Here is a 25,385-nt window from a genome sequence, read left to right as displayed (position 1 = left end):
ACTCTCGTCGCTACCTAGCCGACGAAAGTGCCGTTCGTCACGCGAATCCCGCTTCGGAGCCGTGCGGGTCAGCCGCCGGTGATGGCCCTCACGGCGGACGTCAGCGCGTCCGTGAGGGGGCGGAGCAGCGAACCGCCGGAGTCGCCGGAGTCGCCGGAGTCGTCGCCGGAGCTGCCGTCGTCCGAGTCGCCGTCCGCGTTGTCGTCCGCGTTGTCGTCGGAGCTGCGCTCGTCGGAGCTGCCGGAGCTGTCGTTCTCCTCGGGGTCGCTGCCGGAGTCGCTCTCGCCGGAATCGTCGCTGCCGGATTCGCCCGAACCGTCGTCGGAATCGTCTTCGCCGGAGCTGCTGTCGCCGGATTCGCCGCCGGAGGAGGTGTTCTCGTCGGACCCGCCCTCCTCGGAGCCCTCGTCCGAGTCGCCCGAGCTCGGGGACTGCTCGTCGGAGTCGCCCGCGGTGTCGTCGGCCGCGTCCTCCGCCGCGTCCTCCGCCGCGTCGTCGGTGGCCGGCTCGTCGCCGCCGGCCTCAGGGACCGACCGGGCGCTGCTCGCACCGCCACCGCTGCCGCTCTCGTCGGCCGACTCCGCGGACCCGCCGTCGGATCCGGCCCCGTCGCCCCCTGCGTCGCCCTCCGTGTCGCCACCGTCGGGCTGCGACTCCGCGTCGGGCTCGCCGGAGTCGTCACCCGCGTCCTGCGAGTCGGAGCCTTCGGAGTCGGAGCCTTCGGAGTCGGACCCCTCGGAGTCGGAACCGTCGGAGCTGGAGCCTTCGGAGCCGGAGTCCCAGGAGCCTTCGGAGTCGGAGTCCTCGGATCCGCTGTCAGACGTGGGTGCCCCGTCCTCCGCCTCGGTCGGCTCCGCGGGGTCCTCGTCGCCCTCGTCCTGCGCGGGTGTCCCGTCGCCGGGGACGGGGGTGTTCCCCTCGTCGCCGTCCGCGCCCTCGGAGCCCGACGGGGGAGCGGGATCATCCGCGGCCGGCGGCTGGTCGGGCGCGGGCTCGCCGGTCGGGCCGGCACCGGGGTCGGCGCCGGTGGCGGCGTCGGGCTCGCCGGGGACCTCGGGGGCGTTCTGGACGTCCGGTCCGGGCTGGGCGTCGGGCGCGGCCTGGGCGTCCGGCGACGCGGGGACGCCGGGGGGCAGGTCGCCCTCGGGGCCGGGTGCGGCCAGCGCACTCTCGTCATCGGTCGGCGACGACGGGGTGTCGGGGGTGTCGGGGGTGTCCGGGTCGCCTGCCTCGTCGCCGAGGGGTGCACCGTCGATGACGTCCAGGAGCTGCTGCTGGGCCTGGGCGAGCTCGTCGCGGCCTTCGTCCGGGCGCACGACGGGCAGCTGCGACGCGGCTCCCGCGATCTCGCGGGCGGCGTCGTCGGCGCGCCCCTCGCGCAGGGCGGTGCGCGCCTGCTCGAGGTGCGTGCTCACCTGGATCGCGGCCTCGACCGAGCGGGCGCGTTCGGCGTAGAACACCTTCGAGACCGGCCACAGCACCCCGCCCGGCTCGGCGTCCGACGCGGCGGCGGCCACGCCCGAAGAGGCCAGCACGACGAGGGCGGCCGCGACGGCGAGGCGGCGGGTGTAGGGGCTGGTGACGACGCGGTGCCTGCCCCGCAGCGGGGTGACGGCCGCCGGGGCGTGGCTGCCGGTGCGCTCCTCCGTGCCCTCGCTTGCGCCCTCGCCTGCGCCCTCCGGCGTGTCGTCCTCCGCGCGGTCGCCCCGCGGACCGGCGACGGCGGCCGGCCCGGCGGTTCCCGCGACCGCGGCACCGGACGCACCGGCGGCGATCACGGCCGTGTCGTCGGTGCCGGTCGCTGCGGTGCCTGCGGACGGGGCACCGATCGACGGGGCGCCGGAGGCCGCGGCATCGGGACGGACCTCGGCCACCCATGCGGCGAGCATCGCGACGAGCTCGTCGTCGGTGCCGCGGGCGGTGCCGGGCACGGAGCGGGGGGCGACGAGCCCGGCGCCGAGCCGCTCGACGAACTCGTCGTCGGCTCGCAGCGCCGCGAGGTCGAGGGGGCCCTCGGTCTCGCGGGGCGAGGCGTCGTGGTTGTCGGCTGCGCCCTCGTCGGGGAGATCGTTCTCGTCTCCGAGCCGCACCCCGACCTCCGTTTCGGTATGGATCATGCCGGCCGGACGACCGGCGACAAGACTACCCCGGCCGTCGCCGCGGCCGGGGTCCGTCCGTGAAGGAGTCGTTCTACTGCGGCAGAGCGTTTCGCCGAATCACGTCGGCGTAGAACAAGGCGCTGTCCTTCAGCGTCCTGACCTGCGTCTCGTAGTCCACGTGGACGATCCCGAAGCGCCGCGCGTAGCCCCACGCCCACTCGAAGTTGTCCAGCAACGACCAGACGTAGTAGCCGGTCACCGGGGCCCCCGCCCCGATCGCCTCGTGCACGGCGGCGAGGTGGGTGCGCAGGTAGTCGATCCGCTCGGTGTCGACGATGCGGCCCTCGGCGTCGACGACGTCCGGGAACGCCGCGCCGTTCTCGGTGACCATGATCGCCAGGCCGGGCGCCTCCCGGGCCACCCGCAGCAGCAGCTCGGTGAGCCCGCGCGGGTCGATGCTCCAGCCCATGTCGGTCTTGCGACCGTGCTGGGTGGGGAACTCGACGTCGTCGCAGGCGATCCAGGGGCTGGCGGTGCCGTCGCCGTGACCGTCGGCGTTCTCCTTCGGGCGCTCGCGCGTCCAGTGCCGCACCGGGGTGGGGGAGTAGTAGTTGACGCCGAGCACGTCGATCGGGGCCGAGATCACGTCGAGGTCGCCGTCGTGCACGAACGACCAGTCCGTGACGGCGGCGGTGTCGGCCTGCACGTCGGCGGGGTAGCTGCCGTGCAGCACCGGGTCGAGGAAGACCCGGTTCTGCAGGCCGTCGACGCGGCGGGCGGCCTCGGCGTCGAGCACGGAGTCGGGCTTCTCCGGGCACACCCAGGCGAGGTTCAGCGTGATCGCGACCCGTGCCGCGGGGGCGGCGCGGCGGATCGCCGCGGTCGCGAGGCCGTGGGCGAGGTTGAGGTGGTGCACCGCGGCGAGGGCGGCGGCGGGCTCGGTGCGGCCCGGCGCGTGCACGCCGCTCGCGTAGCCGAGGTAGGCGCTGCACCACGGCTCGTTCAGGGTGATGAACAGCGGCACCTTCGCGCCCAGCGCCGCGGCGACGACCTCCGCGTACTCACCGAACCGCTCGGCGGTGCGCCGGTCGGCCCAGCCCCCGGCGTCCTCGAGCGCCTGGGGGAGGTCCCAGTGGTAGAGCGTGATCGACGGGCTGATCCCGTGGGCGAGCAGCTCGTCGACCAGTTCGGTGTAGAAGGCCACGCCCTCCGGGTTGACCGGCCCGAGGGCGTCGGGGGTGACCTGCGGCGTGATCCGCGGCCACGACACCGAGAACCGGTAGGAGGTCAGCCCCAGCTGCGCCATCAGCGCGACGTCCTCGCGGAACCGGTGGTAGTGGTCGTCGGCCACGTCGCCGGTGTCGCCGTTCAGCACCCGGCCCGGCGTGTGGGAGTAGGTGTCCCAGATCGACGGGGTGCGCCCGCCCTCCGCGGCGGCGCCCTCGATCTGGTAGGCCGCGGTGGCGGACCCCCAGAGGAATCCCGGGGGGAACTGCAGCACGTCGGTGTCCGGTGCTGCCTGGATGGTGGTCACTCTAGGTCCTTCCGTAGTCCGGCCGTCGGTGCGGCCGGTTCAGCCCTTCACCGCACCGGCCATGATGCCGCTCACGATCTGGCGGCCCAGCAGCAGGAACACCACGAGCACCGGCAGCGTGCCGACGAGGGTGCCTGCCATGATCACCGCGGTGTCGGGCACGTATCCGCTCCCGAGGTTGTTCAGCGCCACCTGAACGGTCGGGTTCGTCGAGTTCAGGGTGATGACCGGCCAGAAGAAGTCGTTCCAGGCCGTCATGAACGTCAGCATCGCGAGCACGGCGGCGCCCGGGCGGGCGATCGGCAGCACGACGCTCCAGAACGTGCGCAGCGACGTGGCCCCGTCCACGCGGGCGGCCTCGAGCAGCTCGTCGGGCAGCGCCTGCACCAGGTACTGGCGCATGAAGAACACGCCGAACGCGGTGCACAGCGACGGCAGGATCACCGAGGGCAGCGTGCCGGCCAGCCCCAGGTCGGCCATGATCGAGTACAGCGGCACCACCGCGAGGGTCGGCGGGATCATCATCGTGCCCAGCGTGATGCCGAACAGGACGTTCCGGCCCCGGAAGCGCAGCTTGCCGAACGCGAACCCGGCCAGCGTGCACAGCAGCACCGTGGCGACGGTGACGGTGGTCGAGACCACCAGCGAGTTCCACAGCGCGAGCCCGATGTTCTGCTGCTGGACCGCGGTGGCGATGTTGGCGAACAGGTCGTCACCGGGCAGCAGCGGCGGCGGGAAGACGTTCATCTCCGCCATCGGCCTGCTGGCCGCCACGAGCATGTAGTAGAAGGGCGCGATGAACACCAGCGTGGTGGTGCCGAGGATCGTGTAGACCACCCAGCCGGCACGCTCGTTGGCGCCGCCGGACTCGCGGGCGGGCCGCAGCTGAGGGCGCGGCGCGGCGGGTGCCGCGGCGGTGCGTTCGTCGACGATCGTCACGAGAGCAGGTCCTCTCCTGCGGCGCGGCGCCTGCGCGAGACCCGCGTGTTGACCAGGACGAGCCCGATGATCAGCACGAACATCACCCAGGCGACGGTGGCCGCGCGCCCGAGCTGCCCGTAGTGCCAGCCCTGCTCGTACATGAACAGCCCGAGCGTCTGGTACTGGTTCACCGAACCGCCGTTGGGGGTGCCGCCGCCGAACAGCAGCGGCTCGGCGAACAGCTGGCTGGCCCCGATCGTCGACACGATGATCGTGAACATGATCGTCGGGCGCAGGCCGGGGATCGTCACGTGCAGGAACTGGCGCCAGTGGCTGGCGCCGTCGATCGCCGCGGCCTCGTAGAGGTCCTTCGAGATCGACTGCATCCCGGCGAGGTAGATCAGCGCGTTGTACCCGGTCCAGTGCCAGATCACGATGGTGGAGATGGCGATCTGGGCGGTCCAGTCGCCGTTGCGCCAGTCGATCGGTTCGATCCCGACGAGCCCGATGAGCCCGTTCACGAGGCCCTGGTCGCGGCCGAAGATCAGCGCGAACACCAGCGTGGCCGCCGCGACCGACGTGGCGTAGGGCATGAGCATCGCGACGCGCAGGAACGTGCGGCCGCGCAGCTTGTAGTTGAGCAGGTGGGCCAGCCCGAGCGCCATCAGCAGCTGCGGCACGGTGGACAGCACGCCGATGGTGAACGTCTTCCACAGCGCGTTGTAGAAGTCGGGGTTGGCGAACAGCCAGCCGAAGTTGTCGAGCCCGTTCCAGCGCATCCGGCTGCCGAGCCGGTAGGAGTGCAGGCTGACCCACGCCGTGTAGAGCAGCGGGAAGAGCCCGAACGCGCCGAACGCCAGGAAGAAGGGGGCGACGTACACGTAGGGCGCCGACCGGCCCTCGAAGGCGTAGAGCCGCGAGCGCCAGTTCGACCGGGGCGTGGACCCGTCCCCCGGGGGCGGCGTCCGCTCCCCGGGGGACGGACGTTCGACCTGCAGGGTCATCCGATCTGGTTGGAGATCGTGTCGACGGCGTTGGTCCAGGCCTGCTCCGGGCTGGTGCCGGTGGTCTCGACCGACAGCAGGGCCTGCACGACGGCCTCCTCGATGGCGCCGTCGTTCGCACCCATGGTCTGCACCGGGGCGGACGTGGCGGACTGGGAGAAGATCTCGCCGATCGGCGCGTCGTTGAAGTACGGGTCGGTCGCGTCGGAGACCGCCTCGACCGCCGCGGTGCGCGACGGGAAGTTCGCCACCTCGCGGAAGACGCGCTCCTGCTGGTCGGGGGCGGTGAGCCAGGCGATCAGCCGGCCGGCCGCCTCCTTGTTCTCGCTCACGGCGGGGATGCCGAGGTAGGAGCCGCCCCAGTTGCCGCCGTCACCGCCGGGCAGCGTCGTGACGTTCCACTGGCCTGCGCCGGCGTCGCCCGCCTTGCCCTTGATGTAGCCGATCATCCAGGACGGGCAGGCGATCGTGGCGAAGGAACCGGAGGCGAAGCCCTGGTCCCAGGCCGGGTCGAGGAACTGCTCCAGCTTCGCGGTGAGGCCGGACTGCCCGGCGCGGGCGGCGGTGTCGAAGGCCGACCGGATCACCGGGTTGGTGTCGTGGACGGGCTCGCCCGCGGCGTTCGAGTAGAGCTCGCTCTCCTGCGAGATGATCGCGTTGAACAGCCCGCCCGCGGAGTCGTGCCAGGCCGAACCGGCGGGAGCCGCGGCCTGGTAGCGCTGGCCGAGCGCGAGGAACGCGTTCCAGTCCGGCATCTCGGCGGCCAGCGCGGCCGGGTCGGTGGGCAGGCCGGCCTGGCCGAGCAGGTCCTGGCGGTAGCAGATGCCCATCGGCCCGGTGTCGGTGCCGAGGCCGAGCACGGCACCGTCCTCGGTGGTGGCGGCGTCGCTCTTCCACTCGAGGTAGCCGTCGAGTGCCTCGCCCGCGGGGGTCTCGCGCAGGTCGGTCCACATGTCCGGCTGGTTGGTGGTGACGTCGGCGATGCGGGCCACCTCGATGCCCTGGACGTCGGCCACGCCCGTGCCCGAGGCGAGCCGGGTCTGCAGCGCGGGCCAGTAGTTCGTCTCGCCCTGGGTGGACTCGTACCGGATCGTGACGCCCGGGTTCTGCCGCTCGTACTCGTCGAACAGCCCGGCCTCGTCGAAGCCCATGGTGCCGAACAGGGCGACCGAGATCTCGACGGGCTCGCCGGGGGCCGGGCCGGTGTCACCGGAGCCGCTCGAACCGCCGCAGGCGGTCAGCAACAGCAGGCTGCTCGTGGCGAGGGCGGCCGTGACGACCGCCGTCCTGCGTGGGGTCTGCATTGATCCTCCGAAACGGTGAGAGCGCTCTCACGGGTCCGGTTGAGGGGCACGGATGAAGTGGGTGGCTGTCAAGAGAGCGCTCTCAGCGCCTGCGCCCGTTCCGGTGCACCAGCACGCCTGCCGATGTGAAGCGGGCACAGGGGCCCGCGAGCCCGCCGGGGCGAAGCGGAGGCCGTTTACACGGACTCGCGGAGCACGATCTCGGTGGGCATCACGAGGGGGTCCTGCGGCTCGCCGCTCTCGATGCCGGCGAGCAGCCGTTCGGCGAGCGCCTGGCCCATGGCGACGATCGGCTGGCGCACCGAGGTGATCGCCGGCCGGGCGGAGGCTCCCAGCGGCGAGTCGTCGAAGCCGACGACGGCGACGTCCTGCGGGACGCGGTGCCCCGCCTCGGCGAGCGCCTGCAGCGCGCCGAGCGCCATCAGGTCGTTGGCCACGAAGAGCCCGTCGATGCTGTTCTCGGCGGCGAGCAGCTGTTCCATCGCCCGGCGGCCACCCGCCACCGAGAAGTCGCCCTCCGCGACGCCGTGGCCGCGCAGGCCCTGCGCCGCGAGCTCCGCCTCGTAGCCGGCGAGCCGGTCGATCGAGGGGGTCATGTCCATCGGTCCGGCGATCGTCGCGAGCCGGCGCCGCCCCTTCCCGACGAGCAGCCGCACGGCCGAGCGGGCGCCCCCGACGTTGTCGGCCGACACGAAGGGGATCGTGCTGGTGGCCGCGAACGGGCGGCCCGCAAGGATCACCGGGATCCCGGCCGCCTGCAGCGCACCCGGGAGCGGGTCGTCGCCGTGCAGCGAGACGAAGATCACGCCGTCGAGGTGGCCGCCCCGGGCGAAGCGCTCGAAGCGCCTGCGCTCCTCCTCGCCGGCCAGGATGGTGAAGACCAGCTGCACGTCGTGCTCGGCGACGGTGGTGTGCGCGCCGCGCAGGACGAGCGCGAAGTACGGGTCGGCGAAGAAGCGCTCCTCGGTCTCGGCCACGACGAAGGCGATCGAGTCGCTGCGGCGCGTCATGAGGGAGCGGGCGGCGCGGTTGGTGACGTAGGACAGCTCGGCGGCGGCGCGCAGCACCGCGTCCCGGGCCTGCGCCCCGACGGTCGAGGAGCCGGCGAGCACCCGCCCCGCGGTCGCCCGGGACACGCCGGCGCGCGCGGCGACCGACTCGAGCGTCGGGGCCGGGCGTCCGGTGGGTCGCAGCGCGGTCATGCCGGCAAGCATCTCAAGATCAGGTGCTGGCGCGCACCACGATCTCGGTCTCCACCACCAGGGGGGCGAGCGGCTCGCCGTTCTCGATGACCTGCAGCAGCCGGGAGGTGACCGCCTCGCCCATCGCGACGATCGGCTGCCGGACCGTCGTCAGGGCCGGCTGCGCCGACGCGGCGAGCGGGGAGTCGTCGAACCCGACGACGGCGAGGTCGTCGGGCACCACCCGGCCGGAGTCGGCCAGCTCCGCCAGGGCGCCGAGCGCCATCAGGTCGTTGGCGACGAACACCCCGTCGAGCTCGGGGGCCGCCTCGAGCAGCTCCCGCATCGCCCGGCGCCCGCCCTCGAGCGAGAAGTCCCCGTCGACGGCACCGTGGCTCTCCAGCCCGTGCGCGGACAGGCGCGTCTCGAAGCCGTGGCGCCGGTCCGTCGCGACGGTCATGTCCTGCGGGCCGGTGATCGTCGCGAGACGGGTGCGCCCGCGTTCGACCAGCAGGTCCACCGCCGAACACGCGCCGCCGACGTTGTCGGCGTCGACGTGGGTGAGGCCGGGGACGGGGGAGAACGGCCTGCCGAGCAGGACGACGGGCACGCCTGCGGAGATCAACCGCTGCGGCAGCGGGTCGTCGCCGTGCAGCGACAGCAGGACCACCCCGTCGAGGTGCCCGCCCCGGGCGAAGCGCTCGAAGCGCTCCCGGTCCGCGGCGTCGGCGAGGATGCTGAACACCAGCTGCACGTCCTGGCCTGCGAGTGCCGCGTGCGCGCCGCGCAGCACCAGCGCGAAGTGGGGGTCGGCGAAGAACCGCTCCTCGGGCTCACCGACGACGAAGGCGATCGAGTCGCTGCGCCGCGTCATCAGGGAGCGCGCGGCGCGGTTGGTGACGTAGGACAGCTCGTCGGCGGCCTTCAGCACGGCTTCCCGTGCCTCGTCGCCCACGGTCGGGGAGCCGGCGAGCACCCGCCCGGCCGTGGCCCGCGACACACCTGCGCGCGCCGCCACCGACTCGAGTGTCGGCGCGTCGCGTCCGGTGTGTCGCGCGGCCATGGGCACAGGATGGCAGGGCGGCGAGCAGGCCGTGAGTGGATACGAGTGTCCTGGCACTCGTATCCACTCACGACCTCCGGTCGGCGGCCCAGTCGGTGTAGGAGTCCCAGGCCTGCAGCTGCTGTCCGGTGCGGAACCGGCGCTCCTGCCCGGTGACGGGGTCCCGGAACTCCAGCTCCGCGGCGAGCAGCTGCAGCGGGCGGCGGAAGTCGTCGAGCGCGCGGTCGGTGAGGACGGGGTAGAAGTCGTCACCCAGCAGGGGAACGCCGAGGCTGCTCATGTGCAGGCGCAGCTGGTGGGTGCGGCCCGTCTCGGGCGTCAGCCGGTAGCGCGCGAGGCCGGCGCGGTGCGCGAGCAGCTCGACGTGCGTGACGGCGTTGGGCGGGCCCGGCTCCTCGTAGGCGCGGATCACCCCGCGCTCCTTGACGATCCGGCTGCGCACCGTGCGCGGGAGGGACAGGTCGGGGTCGTGGCGGGCGATCGCCTCGTAGGTCTTGCGGACGCGCCGGTCGCGGAACATCGTCTGGTACGCGCCGCGCCGCTCCGGGCGCACGACGAACATCAGCAGGCCCGCGGTCACCCGGTCGAGCCGGTGCGCGGGGGAGAGCGCCGGCAGGTCCAGCTCGCGGCGCAGGCGCACGAGCGCGGTCTCGACGATGTGCCGCCCGCGCGGGATCGTCGCCATGAAGTGCGGCTTGTCGACGACGAGCAGCTCCTCGTCGCGGTGCACGACGCCGATCTCGAACGGGACGGGGACCTCGTCGGGCAGGTCCCGGTGGAACCACAGGAACGACTCCGCCACGTACGGCGCGTCCGGACCGATCGGCCCGTCGAGGCCCACGATCCGCTCCTCGCGCAGCATCGCGTCGATGCGGGCCGGCTCGACCCGGGGCAGCCGTTCGACCAGGTGGTCGCGCATGGTGGCCCACGGAGCACCCTCCGGCGGCGCCACGGGTGTGCGCAGCCGGACGGGGTCGAGGCCGTGCCGCTGGGGCAGCGGGGACTTCAGCTTGCGCCTCAGCGGGCGTTCCTAGATCTCGTCGCGGATCGCGGTGAGGATCTCGATGGTGCGGTCCGGCGGCTCCACCTGCGCGCACAGCCGGTCCATGACGGCGGCGTAGTGCTCGACGTCGGCGCGCTTGTCCAGGTACAGGGCGCTCGTGAGCTGCTCGAGGTAGACGATGTCGGGCAGGTCCGGCTCGGCGAAGCGCAGGATCGCGAACGGGCCGCCCGCCGCCGCGTGGCCGCCGTAGGAGAACGGCGCCACCTGCAGCGAGATCTGCGGCAGCTCGCTCATCTCGATGAGGTGGGTGATCTGGTCGCGGTACTGCGCGGGCCCGAGCAGCGAGCGGCGCAGGGCCGCCTCGTCGACCACGGCCCACAGCGTGGGCGGGTTGGGGCCGGTGAGCAGCTCCTGGCGCTGCATCCGCAGCTCGACGCGCCGTTCCACCTCCACCGGGTCGCTGTGGCCCAGCATCGTGACGGCGCGGGCGTAGTCGCGCGTCTGGAGGAGCCCGGGCACGAACTGGATCTCGTAGTTCCGGATCACCGACGAGGCCTGCTCGAGGCCGAGGTAGGTCTCGAACCAGCCGGGCAGCAGGTCCGAGTAGCGGTGCCACCAGCCGGGCGTGTTGGCCTGGCGCGCGAGGTCGAGGAACTCGGCCCGCTCCGCCGGGTCGTGCACGCCGTAGGCGGTGAGCAGGTCGGCGACGTCGCGTTCCTTGAACCCGACGCGCCCGAGCTCGAGCCGGCTGATCTTCGCGGGCGACGCGCGGATCGCCTCGCCCGCGCGCTCCCGTGTGACGCCCGCGGCCTCGCGGCGGCGCCGCAGCGCACCGCCGAGGCCGATGCGGAGCACCGTGGGCCCGGTGACGGGGCCCTTGACCGCCGGGGTGGTGACCGGGTCGAGGACGGACCGGCCGAACGGTTCGGCTTCCGCGTCGTCGGGCACGGCGATCATGGGCTCCCCCGGGCGTGTTCTGATGCCTGTCCTTCACAGCACAGCGTAGTGAGAACAGTCACTCTGCCGTGCATTCGCACGGACGGCAAGCGTGCGCAGATGGTCGTCAGCCTCCCAGATCGTCGAACTCTCCGCTACGGGCCGCGCGCAGGAACGCGGCCACGGCGTCGCGGGTCCCGACCAGCACCGGCCCCGCAGGGAACCGCGAGTTCCGCAGCGCGATCTGCCCACCGGCGAGTTCTGCCAGCTCAACGCAGTTGCCGCTGGGGTTGCTCGCCGTGCTCTTGCGCCAGGTGAGGGCCCACTGTGTGTCCTGGGCGTCCCGTGGGGCGTCCCTGCAGATGTTCCTTGAAGCGAGTTGCACGTGCAGATGCTCATGCACTGGCACTTGCGGATGCAAGGTAGGAAGGACACGATCAGGGTGCGACGAGCGCCACCCGTCCGGGTGGCACCGCAGCGAACGGGGGACGGCATGAGTTACTCCTGGGGGGCGAGCCGAGGTTCGGCACGCGTCAGCGGCCTCGCGCTCGACCGCACCGCAGCGCCACGCCCCGTCGACGGGCCGGCCGCCGCGGTGCGCGCCGAGCCCGACGGCCCGGTGCTCGAGCAGCAGCGCGTGGCCGCCGAGCTCGCGCCGATGGTCGAGGTCTGGCAGCGCCTGCTGGCCCAGCACGTGCCCGACCGCGCGGGCCGCTGCCGCACCTGCACCAAGGGCGGCACCGGGCTGCCCACCACACCGTGGCCGTGCGTGATCCACGGGATCGCCGACATGGCCCGCCGCACCTACGACGCCGAGCGCAGCCGCGCCGCGTCCTAGTGTCCCGCCGCCTGCTCCCCCCGGCCACCGGGTCCGGCCCGCACGCGCCGGGCCCCGCGTAACCCTGCTCGGCGGCGGCGTGCGGCGCCCGGTGCGGGCCGCCGAGGTGCGGCCGCCCCCAGCGCGCACAGGGCCGCACGCCCCGCCGGCAGGATCGGTCCCGTCGGGCCCCGAGGCGGGGGCGTCCCGGCTCGCCGCCGGCCGGCGCCACCCCGTCAGCGTCCCCCGGCCGCGCGCTCGCGCAGCACGTAGCGCTGCAGCTTCCCGGTGCTGGTGCGCGGCAGTTGCGCCACGAACTCCACCCGCCGCGGGTACTTGTAGGGCGCGATCACCTGCTTGACGTGATCCTGCAGGGCCGCGGGGTCGGGCACGGCGCCCTCGCGCAGCACCACGTAGGCGGTGACGAGCGCGCCGCGCTCCTCGTCGGGCGTGGCGACCACCGCGCAGTCGAGGACGTCCGGGTGCCCGAGCAACGCCTGCTCCACCTCCGGGCCGGAGATGTTGTAGCCGGAGGAGACGATCATGTCGTCGCTGCGGGCGAGGTAGGTGAAGTAGCCGTCGGCGTCGCGGACGTAGGTGTCACCGGTGAGGTTCCAGCCGTGCCGCACGTAGCTGCCCTGCCGGTCGCCGTCCAGGTAGCGGCACCCCGTCGGGCCCCGGACCGCCAGGTGCCCCGGCGTGCCGTCGGGCACCGGGTGCCCGTCGTCGTCGAGGACCGCGGCGCGGTAGCCGGGCACGGCGCGTCCGGTGCTGCCGGGGCGGATGTCGTCGTCGGCGGCCGAGATGAACACGTGCAGCATCTCGGTGGACCCGATGCCGTCGATGATCTTCAGGCCGGTGGCGTCGTGCACGGCGTGCCAGACGCTCGCCGGCAGCGTCTCGCCCGCGGAGACGGCGCGGCGCAGGCCGGCGAGCCGGTCCGCCTTCCCGGCCGCGATCATGGCGCGGTACGCGGTGGGCGCGGTGAACAGCACGGTGGCGCCGTGCGCGGCCACGGCGTCGGCCAGCTGGTCGGGGGTGACGCGATCCAGCAGCACCGTGCTCGCGCCCGCGCGCAGCGGGAACACCACGAGCCCGCCGAGCCCGAACGTGAACGCGATCGGCGGCGTTCCCGTGACGACGTCGGACGGCTGCATGCGCACCACGTGCCGGGAGAAGGTGTCGGCGATGGCCAGCACGTCGCGGTGCAGGTGCATGGTGGCCTTCGGCCGCCCGGTGGTGCCGGAGGTGAACGCCAGCAGCGCGACGTCGTCGGCCGCGGTGTCCACGGCGGTGAACACGCCGTCGTGGGCGGCGCACCGGTCGGTCAGCTCCGCGTCCGCCCCGTAGGCGACGGTCCGCAACCCGGCAGGCACCTCGTCGGTGAACCCGTGGTGGACCAGGGCCAGCGCAGGCCGGGAGAGCTCGGTGATCGCGGAGAGCTCGCTCGTGCGCAGCATCGGCATGGTCGAGACGGCGACACCACCGGCGAGCAGCACGCCCAGCCAGCACGCGACCTGCCACGGCTCGTTCGGGCCGCGCAGCAGCACCCGGTTGCCAGGGACGAGGCCGAGGTCGTCGGTGAGCACCGCGGCCACCTGTGCGGCCCGGTGGCGCAGCTCGCCGTAGGTCCACCGCTCACCGCCGCCCCGGACGCACGGCCGGTCCCCCGGCGGGCCGGCCAGCAGCTCGCGCGCGGCGTTGAGCTGCGCGGGGTACTGCAGCTCCGGTAGCTCGAACAGCAGTTGCGGCCACTGCTCGCGGGGCGGCAGGTGGTCGCGGCAGAACGGGTCCGTGTGGGCACTGGCCATGGCGAACCTCCCGGACCGAGTATGGCGTGATCCTGACGGTAGTCAAGGTCACGCAATGACACGGCGCCGTGGCACCGCGGTGATCAGCGGTCGAGCGCGGCCTGCGCCCACCGGTAGGTGAGCAGGATGTTCAGGTGGTGCAGGGAGCGCACGACGGCGCGGTACCGGGGCGGCAGGCCGGGCGGCGGCTCGACACCGGGCACCGTGTCGTACAGCGCCTCCACGGGGGTCCCGGCGGCCACGGCTGCCGGCACCCGGTCGGCGAGAACCTCCAGGTAGGCGAGGAACGCGCTGGTGCCGGGCTCGGCGGGGCCCAGCGGCCCGTGACCGGGGACGAGCGTCGCGACGTCGAGGGTTGCCCGCATGGCGAGCACGGAGCGCAGGTAGCCGACCGGGTCGCCGATCAGGAGCATGCCGGGGAAGCCGGCCGGGCCGAGGAAGTTGCCCGTCCAGGCGGTGCGGGCGTCCGGCACGACGACGATCGTGTCGCCGGGCCCGTTGCCCGGTCCGAAGTGCCACAGCTGCACGGTGCGCCCACCGAGGTCGATCTCGGTGAAGCGGTCGAAGACCACGTCGGGCATCCGCCACCGGGTGACCTCGTCGAGCACCTCCGGGCGGCCGTCCATGCTCTCGGCGCGGATCCGGCGCTCGCGGTCGATGTCGTCCATCGCGGCGCGGTTCAGCCGCGACGTCACCACGGTGACCTCGGGTCCGAACGCGGTGGCGCCGAACGTGTGGTCGCCGTGGTGGGTCGTGTGGACCAGGTAGCGCACGGGCACGTCGGTCAGCTCCGCGGCGACCCGCTGGATCTGCCGTCCCACGTCCGGGGTGACGCCGGCGTCGACGACCAGTGCGGCGCGCTCGCCGACGATCAGGCCGTTGTTGTCCTTCGGCGGCTGGTCGGCCATGAGCGCCCAGACCCCGCGGGCGAGCTCGTGGGGGAGCAGCCGCAGCCCGAGCGGGCTCAGGTTCGGGGCCACGAACCCCGGAGGTCGTTCGTCGCTCTCGCGGGGCAGGCAGGTGGGCAGGGTCATGACGGGCTCCTCTCCCGGGTGGTGACGCAGGTCAGGTAGAACGCGACGTGCGCGGCGGCGACGCGGCGCGCGGCCTCCACGTCGGCTGCGCCGGCACCGGCGCGCAGGTGGAGGAACCGGGCGATGTGCAGCGGGGCGAAGAGCTCCCACACCAGCTGTGGCACCGCCAGGTCGCCGCGCACCAGGCCGGACTCCTGCCAGTGCGCGAGCGGTGGGGCGAGGCGGGTCAGGGCCTCCTCGATCAGCTCGACCATGCCCCGCGGTCCCTGCTCGCCCGCCCCCTCCCGCAGCAGGACGCTGGTGAAGAGCAGGGCGCGCGGCTGCGCCCACGCGGTGAGCAGGCGGTCCACCAGCCCGGGCACGGCGTCGTGCGGGGTCGCCGCGGCCAGCTCCTCGACGTCGACGTCCAGTGCCTGCAGCGACACGGGTCCCATCTCGGCGAGCAGGGCGTCGTAGAGCGCCTGCTTGCCCGCGAAGTGGGCGTAGATCGCGGGGTCGCGCACGCCGACCGCCTCGGCGATCTGGCGGACCGTCGTGGCGGCGAAACCCTGCGTGGCGAACAGCTCCAGAGCGGCGTCCAGCAGGCGGGTGCGGGTGTCGGGGCCCTCCCGGCGGGGAGGGCGGCCGCGGCGCGGGCGGCGGGGCTCGTCGGGCACGGGAGCTAAATTAGCTGGCGCTCATTAATTTAGCAACGCCGCGCACGGTTCGGTGGGCGCCGCAACGTGGTTGCGGGAGGATCGGGTCGTGACCGCCGCCGCCCTCGCCGATCTCGCCGCCCTGCTCGCCGACCGGACGCGCGCGCGGTTCTGCGTCGCGCTGCTCGACGGCCGTGCCTGGACGGCGAGCGAGCTGGCCGGGCTGGCCGGGGTGGCCCCGTCGACGGCGAGCGAGCACCTCGGGCGGCTGGTGGCCGGCGGGCTGCTGGTCGAGCGGCGGCAGGGCAGGCACCGGTACGTGCAGCTGGCGTCACCGCAGGTGGCGCAGCTCGTCGAGGACATGGCCGCGCACGCGAACCCCGGTCAGGAGGCGCCCGTCGGGTTGCGCGCGGTGACGGCGGCCGCGGCGCTCGCGCAGGCCCGGACCTGCTACGACCACCTGGCCGGGCGGCTCGGTGTCGCGATCACCGACGCGCTCGGCGCTCGCGGGCTGCTCGACCGCGGGGGCGGGTTCGCCCTCACCGCGGCCGGGCTCGACTGGTTCGCCGCGGAGCTGGGGTTCGTGCCCGCGCGCTCCCGGCGCCCGGTGGCGCGGCCGTGCCTGGACTGGACCGAGCGCCGCTCCCACCTGGCGGGACAGGCGGGAGCGCACCTGTGTGCGCAGCTGGAACGCAACGGCTGGATCGCCCGTCGCCGCGGGGACCGCGCCGTGAAGGTGACGCCCGACGGCGCGGCGGCCCTGCACGAGCTGCTCGGTGTCTGACCGCGCAGCCCGTGCCGGGGCCGGCGCGTCAGCGGAAGGACGGGACGGCGGCTCGCAGCGGGTGCGGCTCGACGTCCTGCGCGTCGTTCTCCCAGACCATCCACGGCCGGTCGCCGGCCTGGTAGGCCGACTCGAGCGAGTTCCGTTCCTTCACCGTGTCGGCCGGCTGCCAGAACCCGCGGTGCCGGTAGCCCAGCAGGCGGCCCTCCTTCGCCAGCGGCCGGCACGCGTCCGCGATCAGGTCGCCGCCCGGGGGCAGGTAGTCGAAGATCTCCGGGCGCAGCACGAAGTAGCCGCCGTTCTCCCACAGCGGCATCTCCTGCAACGTCGAGATCCCGGACACGAGGCCGTCGTCGTCCACGTCCACGCAGTGGAAGGCCGACTGCGGCGGCACCGCCAGCAGCGCCCCGACCGCCGAGGAGCGGCGGAACCGGTCGATCATCGAGTCCAGCGGCAGGTCGGTGAGCACGTCGGCGTAGTTGGCCAGGAACATCTCCTCGCCCTCGACGTGGCGGCGCACCCGCCGCAGCCGCTCCCCGATCGGCGAGTCGACGCCGGTGTGCACGAACGTGATCGTCCAGTCCGAGATGTCGCTGCCCAGCAGCTGCACGTCCCCGCCGCGGAGCACGAAGTCGTTGGACGCGGTCTCGGAATAGGTCAGGAAGAAATCCTTGATGTGGTGCGCGCCGTACCCCAGGCACAGCACGAAGTCCTTGTGGCCGAAATGCGCGTAGTAGCGCATCACGTGCCAGATCAGCGGCCGCGGGCCGACCGGGTGCATCGGCTTGGGCAGGTCGGACACCCCGTCCCGCATCCGCATCCCGTACCCACCGCAGAACAGCACGACCTTCATCGAATCCCCACAACATCCGTCGTCGTGACGGAGCCCCCTCAGCCCCCTCGCTCCCACCCATAGTGCCCGATCCGCGAAGCGGGGAATTGTGATCAGTGCCGCTGGCTCGGCGCACGCGGGGCCAGGTGGACCCCGGTCAGCAGTCCCGCCACGACGATCGCCGTTCCCGCCCAGACCGCGGGCCCGGGCAGCGGGGCGCCGAGCAGCACGCCGACGACGGCCGCGGCCACCGGTGCCACCCCGGTGAGCAGACCGGCGAGCGCGGTGCCGAGCCGGCCCACCGCGGAGTACCAGAGCACGAACGCGATCGCGGTGAGCACGACCGCCAGGTAGGCGATCGCCAGCAGGTGCGGGGCGCGCAGCGCCGTCACGGCGGCGGGCCCCTCGGTGACCGTGCCCAGCACGACGAGCTGGGCCGTCGCGAGCCAGCAGGTGTGCACCGAGACGCTCCACGGCCCGAGGCGGCGCAGCACCGGCACCGCGAGCAGGGTGAACCCGACCTCGCAGGCCAGCACGGTCGCCGCCCAGCCGAGACCGGCGAGGTCGGTGCGCCCCCCGGTCTGCACGAGGACCGCACCCGCGGTGACGACGGCCGCGGCGAGCACGGCGCGCGCCGTCGGCCGGCCGCCTTCCAGCAGCGGTCCGACGAGCGCGAGGACGACGGGCACGCAGGCCACCGCGACCCCGAGCGCCGCAGGCTCCGCGTGCGCCGCACCGCGGACGAGCGCGACGTTGAACAGCACCAGCCCGACCGCGGCCACCGCGAGCAGCCAGAGCCACTCGGTGCCCCGCGGGCGCAGGACGCGGTTCCCGGTGACCCGGGCCAGCCCGACCAGCAGCAGGACGGCGACGGCGTAGCGCACGGCCTGGGCGGTGAACAGCGGCGCGTCACCCAGTTCGGCGGAGACGGCGACGCTCCCGCCGACGCTCGCCATCGCGACGGCACCGAGGGTGAGTGGGACCGAGTGGCCAGAGGTCCGCGTGGTGGGCACGATCGACATGGCCTCAGCGTGACGCGCGGTGGTCCTCCTGCGAGGACCAATCCGGCCGCCACCAAGGGGACCAATCTGCGCGCGGGCGAGCGTGCGGTGACGACCCGGCCGGCGTCGTGGTGCTCACCTACCGCCCGGTCGCCACCGGGAAGCGGGATTCGCATGACGAACGGCACTCTCGTCGGCTAGGAACCGACGAGAGTGCCGTTCGTCCGGGTTGGAGCCTGCAGCGGAGCCACGCGCGTTCCCCGGCGGCACGGGCCCGTCACGGCGCGGCGGGCAGGCGGTTCACCGCGACCTCGGCGACCGCGACGGCCTGCGCGCACGGGTCCGGGATCGGCGCGGGGTGGTCGACCTTCACGAGTAGCAGCTCGACCCGCGGCTTCCCGCCCGGCTCGGTATAGGGGCGGTGCAGGATCGTGACGTCGCACCCGGCGCGGTCCTCGTCCGGCCGGGTGGCGGCGTCGCGCCCGGCGAGCTCCATCCGGTTGCCGGCGTCCGGCGAGAGCCCCTCGTCCCGGTCGTAGTCGATCACGATGGACGCTCCGGTGGCCACGTTCTCCCAGTCGCAGTCCCACCCCGCGAAACCGGGGTCGGGGCTGACGGTCTCCAGGCCGGGCACCTTCGCGACGGCGGCCGGGTCGAGCAGCGCGCACGCGTCGACCACGGCCAGCGACCGGGCGTCGAACGGGGCCGAGCGCCGGGGCACCGGGCCGCGGACGAGGACCGCGAGTGCGGTGTCGGTGGCGACGTCCGCGACGGCGCACGGGTCGGGGGCGGCGCCCACCAGGAGCTGCCCCGTGATGCGGACGTCGTTGCCGTCGGACAGCCGCAGCGTGCGGACGCATTGCCCGTTGACGGGTGCGCCCCGCACGATCACCAGGCCGTCGCGCTCCTCGGGCACGCCCTCCGGCGGCACCTCGCTGGCCGGGGCGAGCTGCAGCCGCGCGACGGCGCGGTCCGGCCCGGACTCGAGGTACACGTCGCAGCGCTCGAAGCCCCCTCCGTCGGTCTCCAGGATCGTCTTGCCGAACCGCTCCAACGGCTCGGGGTTCAGCAGCGCACACGGCTCGGCCGTGGCGGGGTCGCCGAGCGTGGGAGGGGGCCCGCTCGCCCCGACCGTCGCCGGTCCGAGGCGCGGCCAGACCACCAGTCCCGCCGCGACGACCACCACCACCGCGGCGACCGCGACCCACAGCCACCGCCTGCCGCCGGCGCCCCCGCCCCGCGCGTCGGCGGGCGAGGTGCGCGCCACCTCCGCGAGCAGCTGCGCGGCCTCGGCCGCCGTGGGCCGCTCGCGCGGTCTGCTCTCCAGCATGCGCGCCAGCACGGGGCCGAGCGCCCCGGCCCGGCGCGGCGGCTCCACGATCCCCCGCTTCGCCGCCGTGCGGACCTGGTCGGGGTCGCCGTCACCCCACGGCGGACGCCCTTCCACCGCCTCGTAGAGCGCGGCCCCGAGCGAGAAGACGTCGGCCTGCGGTCCGGGCTCGAGCCCGTTCGCCACCTCGGGGGCGGCGTACGCCTGGAGGTCTGCCGGGGCGCGCTCGCCGGACCCGAAGCCGGTGAGCGTGACGCGGTCGCCCCCGCCGACGAGGATGGTGCGCGGCGCCACGGCCCGGTGCACGATCCGGAGCGCGGGCGAATGCGCGAACGCCAGCGCTCCGGCCGCCTGGGCGCCGATCCCGGCGGCCCGGTGCGGGGGCAGGGGGCCGGCCGTGAGCTCGGTCAGGTTCGGCGCCGCCACGTACCGCGTGACGAGCCACGGCTCGCCGTCGTGCTCCACCAGCCCGTGCACGGCGGCGATGTTCGGGTGGTCCAGCAGCGAGGCGAGCCCGGCCTCGGCGTGCAACCGCTCGCGGGCGCGGTCCCGCTCGGCGGACGCCGCCTGCGGCAGGTGGGCCCGCCGCAGCTCCACGGTGACGTTCGACCCCTGCTCGGTGGCGCGCCACCCGCCGCCCGTCCCGCCGGTGCCGATCTCGGCCTCGAGGCGGTATCGCCCGGCGATCAGGTCACCACGCTCCACGGTTCCCCCCACAGCCATCTGATCGGCGGAACGGTAGCGGACGCCGTGGCCTGCCCCCCGCGCGCATCCGTGCCGCCGCCGCGCCGCCGCTATTCGGCGCCGAACGTGAAGACCATCCGGGAGCGGAACTCCTCGCCAGGGCGCAGCACCGCGGACGGGTAGTCCGGGTGGTTGGGCGCGTCCGGGAAGTTCTGCGCCTCCAGGCAGAACGCGTCGCCTTGGCGGGCCGTGCGCCCGTCGCGCAGCACCAGCGTGCCGTTCAGCATGTTGCCGGCGTAGAACTGCACGCTGGGCTGGTCGGTGCGCAGCTCCATCGTGCGCCCGGTGCGCGGCTCCACCACGCGGGCGGCCGCCCGGAGCTCACCGGCGGTGCCCTCGAGGACGTACGCGTGGTCGTAGCCCCGCACGTTCACCAGCAGCGGGTGCCCGTCCCGGATCCGGGCGCCGAGGCGCGCGGGGGAGCGGAAGTCCAGGGGCGTGCCGTCCACCGGTACCGGCGGACCCGTGGGCAGCGAGTCACCGCCCACCGGCAGCACGTGCCCGGCGTGCAGCTGCACCTCGTGGTCCTCCGCGGTGCCGCCGCCTGCGAGGTTCCAGTAGGCGTGGTTGGTCAGGCTGAGCACCGTCGGGGCGTCGGTGGTGGCCGTGTACTCGATGGTGAGCTCCGGGCCCTCCACGCGGTAGGTGGCCGCGACCGCGAGCGTGCCGGGGAATCCGTTGTCGCCGTCGGGGCTGGTGTGCCGGAGCGTCACTTCTGCGCCGTCCGGCCCGTCGGTGGCCCAGTCGTAGGAGTCGAAGCCGCCCGGCCCGCCGTGCAGCGCGTTCTCGCCCTCGTTCGGCGGGATCCGGTACTCGGTGCCGTCGAGGGTGAAGCGCGCGCCGGCGATCCGGTTGGCGTAGCGGCCCACGCTCGCGCCGAGGTAGCCGGGCGCCTCCCGGTAGGCGTCGAGGTCGGACAGCCCGAGCGTCACCTCGCCCCACCGCCCGTCGCGGTCCGGGGTGCGGACCGAGACGATCCGCGCCCCGTAGGCGATCACGCCGACCTCGAGCGCACTGCTGCGCAACCACATGACGTCCATGGACATGTGTCTACAGGGTGTCTAGAGGCCCCCGGCCAGCCGGTAGTACGCCTGGTTCCAGCGCAGCTCCTGCTGGAACCGGCGCACCTGCGTGCCGGAGTCGATCACGACCAGCTCGGTGCGGGCGAACTCGGCGAGGTCGGCGACCTCCTCGGTGGTCAGTGCCGTCGAGAGCACCGTGTGGTGCGGGCCGCCCGCCATGATCCACGCCTCTGCGGAGGTCGCCAGGTCCGGCCGGGGCTCCCAGACCGCACGCGCGACCGGGAGGTTCGGCAGCGGCTCGTCCGCCGGAACGACGTCGACCTCGTTGAGCACCAGGCGGAACCGGTCGCCCATGTCCGACATGCCGACGACGAAGCCCGCCCCGGGGGCCGTGTCGAACACCATGCGCACCGGGTCCTCGCGGCCGCCGATGCCCAGCGGGTGGATCTCGACGCGCGGGGTGGCGGCCGCGATCGTCGGGCAGACCTCGAGCATGTGCGCGCCCAGGATCTTCGGGGTGCCCGGGCCGAGGTGGTAGGTGTAGTCCTCCATGAACGAGGTGCCACCGGGCAGGCCCTCCGCGGCGACCTTGAGCGTGCGCAGCAGGGCGGCGGTCTTCCAGTCGCCCTCGCCCGCGAAGCCGTAGCCGTCGGCCATCAGCCGCTGCACGGCGAGCCCGGGCAGCTGGCGCAGCGCGCCGAGGTCCTCGAAGTTGCTGGTGAACGCCTTCGCGCCGGTCTGCTCCAGCAGCGCGCGCAGGCCCAGCTCGATCCGGGCGCCGTAGCGCAGCGACTCGTGCCGCTCGCCGCCGCGGCGCAGCTCGGCGGCGACCTCGTAGCGCTCCTCGTACTCGGCGACCAGCCGGTCGACCTCGGCGTCCGGGCTCGCGTGCACGGCGTCGGCGAGGTCGGTGACGGCGTAGCCGTTCACGGTGACGCCCCAGCGCCACTGCGCCTCGGTGCGGTCCCCCTCGGTGACGGCGACGTCGCGCATGGTGTCGCCGAAGCGGGCGAGCTTCAGCGAGCGGATCTCCGCCCAGCCCTTCGCCGCGCGCGTCCACGTCGCGACCTTGCGCTGGACGTCCGCGTTCGCGACGTGCCCGGCAACGATCTTGCGGACGACGCCGAGGCGCGCCTGGATGTACCCGAACTCCCGGTCGCCGTGGGCGGCCTGGTTCAGGTTCATGAAGTCCATGTCGATCGTCGACCACGGCAGCGCCTGGTTGGCCTGCGTGTGCAGGTGCAGCAGCGGCTTCGCCAACGCGTCCAGGCCGTGGATCCACATCCGGGCCGGGGAGAACGTGTGCATCCAGGCGATCACGCCGATGCAGTCCGGGTCGGCGTTCGCGGCGAGCATCACGGCGTGGATGCCCTCGGAGGAGGTGAGCACCGGCTTCCAGGCGAGCTCGACCGGCAGCGCGGCGCCCAGCTCCTTGGCGATCTCCTGCGACTGCTGCGCGACCTGCTGCAGCGTCTCCTCGCCGTAGAGCCCCTGGCTGCCGGTCAGGAACCAGACCTGCGCGCTCACTTGCTGCCCCCCTGCTGGCCGTAGACGTTCTGGTAGCGGTCGTAGAGCGCGTCGACGTCGTCCTGCGGGATCGGGACGAGCGGGCCCATCTGGCGGGCGATGAACGTCGACTTCGCGACGTCCTCGCACATCGCGGCGGCCTTGACCGCGGCCTTCGCGTCGGGTCCGATCGAGAACACGCCGTGGTTCTTCATGATCACTGCGCGGGAGCGGTGGCCGGTGAGCGTGTCGACGATGCCGCGGCCGATCGCGTCGTCGCCGATGCGGGCGAACGGGCCGAGCGGGATCGGGCCGCCGAACTCGTCGGCCATCGCGGTGAGCACGCAGGGGATCGGCTCGCCGATCGCGGCCCATGCGCTCGCGTAGTTCGAGTGCGTGTGCACGACGCCGCCGACCTCGGGCATGTGCCGGTAGACGTGGGCGTGGGCCTCGGTGTCGCTGGAGGGGGAGTGCTCGCCCTCGACGAGGCGGCCGTGCAGGTCGCAGACCACCATGCGGTCGGCGGACAGGTCGTCGTAGGACACGCCGCTGGGCTTGATGACCATGAGGTCGTGGCCGGGGACGCGCGCCGAGACGTTGCCGGCCGTCCAGACGACGAGGTCGTAGCGGACCAGCTCGGCGTGCAGGTCGGAGACGTGCTCGCGCAGCTCGTCGACGGCCGCCTTCGCGGACTCGGGGATCGTCACTTCGTCACCGCCGCCCGTCGGATCGCGCGCAACCGGTGCAGTACATCGTTCTCTCCTCGTCCGAAGTGGTCGTGCAGGCGCCGGTACTCGGCGTAGAGCGCGTCGTAGGCGCGGGCGCGCCCGGGGTCGGGGGTGTAGGCGGCGGTGTCGACGCCGCCCATCGCGGCGGCGGCCGCGCGCACGTCCGGGTACGCGCCTGCGGCGACGGCGGCGTGGATGGCGGCGCCCAGGGCCGGGCCCTGCTCGGAGACGATCGTCGACAGCGGCATGTCGCAGACGTCGGCGTAGACCTGCATCAGGAACCGGTTCTTCAGCAGCCCGCCGGCCACCACGAGCTCGCGCACCGGCACGCCGGAGGCCTCGAAGGCCTCGATGATCGTGCGGGTGCCGAAGGCGGTGGCCTCCAGCAGGGCGCGGTAGGTGTCCTCGGGCCGGGTGGCCAGGGTCTGGCCGACGACCACGCCGGACAGCTCGTGGTCGACCAGGACCGAGCGGTTGCCGGAGTGCCAGTCCAGGGCGACGAGCCCGTGCTCGCCGACCTCCTGGGCGGCGGCGAGCTCCGTGAGCAGCTCGTGGACGTCGATCCCTCGCTCGGCCGCACGCCGGTGGTACTCCGGGGGCACGGAGGTCTCGACGAACCAGCCGAAGATGTCGCCGACGCCGCTCTGGCCCGCCTCGTAGCCCCACAGGCCGGTGACGACGCCGCCGTCGACGACGCCGCACATGCCGGGCACCTCGCCGAGCTGGTCGGAGACCATCACGTGGCAGGTGGACGTGCCCATGATCGCGACCATCTGGCCGGGGTCGAGCGCCTGCGCGGCCGGGACGGTGGCGTGCGCGTCGAGGTTGCCGACGGCCACGGCGATGCCCTCCGGGAGGCCGGTCCAGGCGGCCGCCTCGGCGGTGAGCCCGCCGGCGCGCTCGCCGAGCTGGGCGATCGGGTGCTCCAGCTTGTCGTCGACGAAGCCGGCGAACTCCGGGTTCAGCGCGGCGAGGTAGGACCGGTCGGGGTGGCGGCCGTCCTGGTAGATCCCCTTGTAGCCGACGACGCAGGCGTCGCGGACGTAGGTGCCGCACAGGCGCCAGACGATCCAGTCGGCGGCCTCGACCCACCGCTGCGTGCGGGCGTAGACCTCCGGGTCCTCCTCGAGCAGCTGCAGCGCCTTGGCGAACTCCCACTCGCTGGAGATGCGGCCGCCGTAGCGCGCGAGCCAGGTCTCCCCACGCTCCTGCGCGACCCGGTTGATCCGGTCGGCCTGGCCCTGCGCGGCGTGGTGCTTCCACAGCTTCGGGTAGGCGTGCGGGCGGTCGGCGAGCTCGGGGAGCTCGCACAGCGGCGTGCCGTCGGTGAGCGTCGGCAGCACGGTGGAGGCGGTGAAGTCGGTGGCGACGCCGATGACGTCACGCGGGTCGACGCCCGCGGCCGCGACGGCCTTGGGCACGGCGACCTTGAGCACCTCGATCCAGTCGCCGGGCAGCTGCAGCGCCCAGTCCGGTGGCAGCGCCACCCCGGTGGCGGGAAGGGTGCGGTCCACGACCCCGTGGGGGTAGGGGTGCACGGCGCTGGCGAGCTCGGCGCCGTCGGAGACCCGGACCACCACCGCCCGACCCGAGAGGGTGCCGAAGTCGATCCCGACGGTGACGGCGCTCTGCGGGGTGTGCGGAGTGGCCACGGTGCACTCTTTCCGTCGACGGCGTTGTTAGCGCTCACAATCTGGGTCGACGGGTGCTTTGTCAAGGCCGCGCGCGGGGTCGGCGGCCGCCCCGCAGACGTCGGTGCACCTCGTGCCGCTCCCCGGCGTCCGCTGTGGTCTCGCGCACGCGAGGGACTTCGTTCCGGCTCGCCCGGACCGGGTAGATGACCACCATGAGCCGATTCGACGGGTTCGCCCGGCGGTACCTCCCCGCGCGCGGCCCCCGCAGGAGGGAGGGCCGTCGCGGGCGGTTCGGCTTCTGGGGCCCCGTGCCCCACTACTCGACGCGCACGCGCCGCGGGTCCGAGGTCTCGGTGGGCGGCTGCGGCTGCTGCCTGCCGATCCCGCTCATCGCCGTCCTCGCTACGGCGGCGGGCCTGCGCGCGGTGTGGAGGCGCCTGCGCTGACGATCCGACGCCGGAC

At 73.9% G+C, this 25,385-nt stretch carries 23 protein-coding genes; 3 read left to right on the top strand and 20 right to left on the bottom strand.

Annotation, left to right across the window (positions count from 1 at the left end):
• Positions 1-68: 68 nt before the first annotated feature.
• The 10 genes from FB558_RS36025 to FB558_RS35980 all read right to left on the bottom strand — a co-directional run bounded on the left by FB558_RS36025 (position 69) and on the right by FB558_RS35980 (position 11,430).
• Positions 69-2,090 carry a hypothetical protein gene (locus FB558_RS36025; RefSeq protein ID WP_142061519.1) on the bottom strand — a complete coding sequence of 674 codons (2,022 nt, stop codon included), beginning with the start codon at positions 2,088-2,090 and terminating at the stop codon, positions 69-71.
• Between the two features lie 100 nt (positions 2,091-2,190).
• Positions 2,191-3,633, bottom strand: coding sequence for a GH1 family beta-glucosidase (locus FB558_RS36020; RefSeq protein WP_246107004.1), 1,443 nt, complete (start codon positions 3,631-3,633; stop codon positions 2,191-2,193).
• Positions 3,634-3,672: 39 nt separating this feature from the next.
• Positions 3,673-4,518 (bottom strand): carbohydrate ABC transporter permease, encoded by an 846-nt coding sequence (locus tag FB558_RS36015; protein ID WP_425468138.1) that lies wholly within the window; start codon positions 4,516-4,518, stop codon positions 3,673-3,675.
• Between the two features lie 50 nt (positions 4,519-4,568).
• Positions 4,569-5,558: a carbohydrate ABC transporter permease gene (locus tag FB558_RS36010; protein ID WP_142061517.1), complete on the bottom strand. Its 990-nt coding sequence runs from the start codon at positions 5,556-5,558 to the stop codon at positions 4,569-4,571.
• Complete coding sequence (locus FB558_RS36005) at positions 5,555-6,862, bottom strand: extracellular solute-binding protein (RefSeq protein ID WP_142061515.1); 1,308 nt, start codon at positions 6,860-6,862, stop codon at positions 5,555-5,557. The genes FB558_RS36010 and FB558_RS36005 overlap by 4 nt, the downstream gene beginning before the upstream one ends.
• Positions 6,863-7,038: 176 nt before the next feature.
• Positions 7,039-8,064 carry a LacI family DNA-binding transcriptional regulator gene (locus tag FB558_RS36000; RefSeq protein ID WP_142061513.1) on the bottom strand — a complete coding sequence of 342 codons (1,026 nt, stop codon included), beginning with the start codon at positions 8,062-8,064 and terminating at the stop codon, positions 7,039-7,041.
• A gap of 19 nt (positions 8,065-8,083) precedes the next feature.
• Positions 8,084-9,106, bottom strand: coding sequence for a LacI family DNA-binding transcriptional regulator (locus FB558_RS35995; RefSeq protein WP_142061511.1), 1,023 nt, complete (start codon positions 9,104-9,106; stop codon positions 8,084-8,086).
• 67 nt (positions 9,107-9,173) lie between these two features.
• A complete protein-coding gene (locus FB558_RS35990; protein ID WP_142061509.1) occupies positions 9,174-10,127 on the bottom strand; it encodes a pseudouridine synthase in 954 nt (317 codons plus the stop codon).
• Between the two features lie 9 nt (positions 10,128-10,136).
• Complete coding sequence (locus FB558_RS35985; RefSeq protein WP_142061507.1) at positions 10,137-11,066, bottom strand: helix-turn-helix domain-containing protein; 930 nt, start codon at positions 11,064-11,066, stop codon at positions 10,137-10,139.
• A gap of 106 nt (positions 11,067-11,172) precedes the next feature.
• Positions 11,173-11,430, bottom strand: a complete 258-nt coding sequence (locus FB558_RS35980; protein WP_425468133.1) for a DUF397 domain-containing protein — start codon at positions 11,428-11,430, stop codon at positions 11,173-11,175.
• A gap of 108 nt (positions 11,431-11,538) precedes the next feature.
• On the opposite strand from FB558_RS35980, the gene FB558_RS35975 reads away from it, so the two are divergent.
• Complete coding sequence (locus FB558_RS35975; RefSeq protein ID WP_142061506.1) at positions 11,539-11,883, top strand: hypothetical protein; 345 nt, start codon at positions 11,539-11,541, stop codon at positions 11,881-11,883.
• Between the two features lie 215 nt (positions 11,884-12,098).
• Here FB558_RS35975 and FB558_RS35970 read toward each other — a convergent pair whose 3' ends face one another.
• The 3 genes from FB558_RS35970 to FB558_RS35960 form a co-directional block, all read right to left on the bottom strand.
• The gene (locus FB558_RS35970; protein ID WP_142061504.1) at positions 12,099-13,673 is read right to left on the bottom strand and encodes an AMP-binding protein; all 1,575 of its coding nucleotides are present in this window, start codon (positions 13,671-13,673) and stop codon (positions 12,099-12,101) included.
• Between the two features lie 83 nt (positions 13,674-13,756).
• Positions 13,757-14,707 (bottom strand): MBL fold metallo-hydrolase, encoded by a 951-nt coding sequence (locus tag FB558_RS35965; RefSeq protein ID WP_142061502.1) that lies wholly within the window; start codon positions 14,705-14,707, stop codon positions 13,757-13,759.
• Positions 14,704-15,363 (bottom strand): TetR/AcrR family transcriptional regulator, encoded by a 660-nt coding sequence (locus FB558_RS35960; RefSeq protein WP_142061499.1) that lies wholly within the window; start codon positions 15,361-15,363, stop codon positions 14,704-14,706. Before FB558_RS35960 ends, FB558_RS35965 begins: the two co-directional genes overlap by 4 nt.
• 88 nt (positions 15,364-15,451) lie before the next feature.
• Between FB558_RS35960 and FB558_RS35955 the strand changes: the two genes are divergently transcribed.
• A complete protein-coding gene (locus FB558_RS35955) occupies positions 15,452-16,126 on the top strand; it encodes an ArsR/SmtB family transcription factor (protein ID WP_142061496.1) in 675 nt (224 codons plus the stop codon).
• A 28-nt stretch (positions 16,127-16,154) separates the two neighbouring features.
• Here the strand turns inward: FB558_RS35955 and FB558_RS35950 are convergent, their stop codons facing one another.
• From FB558_RS35950 to araB, 7 genes are all read right to left on the bottom strand, one after another.
• Positions 16,155-16,979, bottom strand: coding sequence for a sugar phosphate nucleotidyltransferase (locus tag FB558_RS35950; protein ID WP_142061493.1), 825 nt, complete (start codon positions 16,977-16,979; stop codon positions 16,155-16,157).
• A gap of 92 nt (positions 16,980-17,071) precedes the next feature.
• Positions 17,072-17,980 carry a DMT family transporter gene (locus FB558_RS35945; protein WP_142061490.1) on the bottom strand — a complete coding sequence of 303 codons (909 nt, stop codon included), beginning with the start codon at positions 17,978-17,980 and terminating at the stop codon, positions 17,072-17,074.
• Between the two features lie 256 nt (positions 17,981-18,236).
• Complete coding sequence (locus FB558_RS35940; protein ID WP_142061487.1) at positions 18,237-20,012, bottom strand: protein kinase domain-containing protein; 1,776 nt, start codon at positions 20,010-20,012, stop codon at positions 18,237-18,239.
• Positions 20,013-20,083: 71 nt separating this feature from the next.
• Positions 20,084-21,079 carry an aldose epimerase family protein gene (locus FB558_RS35935; RefSeq protein ID WP_142061484.1) on the bottom strand — a complete coding sequence of 332 codons (996 nt, stop codon included), beginning with the start codon at positions 21,077-21,079 and terminating at the stop codon, positions 20,084-20,086.
• A 15-nt stretch (positions 21,080-21,094) separates the two neighbouring features.
• Entirely contained in the window at positions 21,095-22,582 is a 1,488-nt protein-coding gene (gene araA, locus FB558_RS35930) for an L-arabinose isomerase (protein WP_142061480.1), read from the bottom strand.
• Positions 22,579-23,268 (bottom strand): L-ribulose-5-phosphate 4-epimerase, encoded by a 690-nt coding sequence (locus FB558_RS35925; RefSeq protein WP_211367065.1) that lies wholly within the window; start codon positions 23,266-23,268, stop codon positions 22,579-22,581. The genes araA and FB558_RS35925 overlap by 4 nt, the downstream gene beginning before the upstream one ends.
• Positions 23,265-24,941, bottom strand: a complete 1,677-nt coding sequence (gene araB, locus FB558_RS35920; RefSeq protein ID WP_142061477.1) for a ribulokinase — start codon at positions 24,939-24,941, stop codon at positions 23,265-23,267. Before araB ends, FB558_RS35925 begins: the two co-directional genes overlap by 4 nt.
• Positions 24,942-25,135: 194 nt before the next feature.
• Between araB and FB558_RS35915 the strand changes: the two genes are divergently transcribed.
• Positions 25,136-25,369, top strand: a complete 234-nt coding sequence (locus FB558_RS35915; protein ID WP_142061474.1) for a hypothetical protein — start codon at positions 25,136-25,138, stop codon at positions 25,367-25,369.
• Positions 25,370-25,385 lie beyond the last annotated feature (16 nt).

The organism is Pseudonocardia kunmingensis (assembly GCF_006716445.1).
Classification (GTDB): domain Bacteria; phylum Actinomycetota; class Actinomycetes; order Mycobacteriales; family Pseudonocardiaceae; genus Pseudonocardia; species Pseudonocardia kunmingensis.
This window is presented reverse-complemented; position numbering and strand designations above follow the sequence as displayed.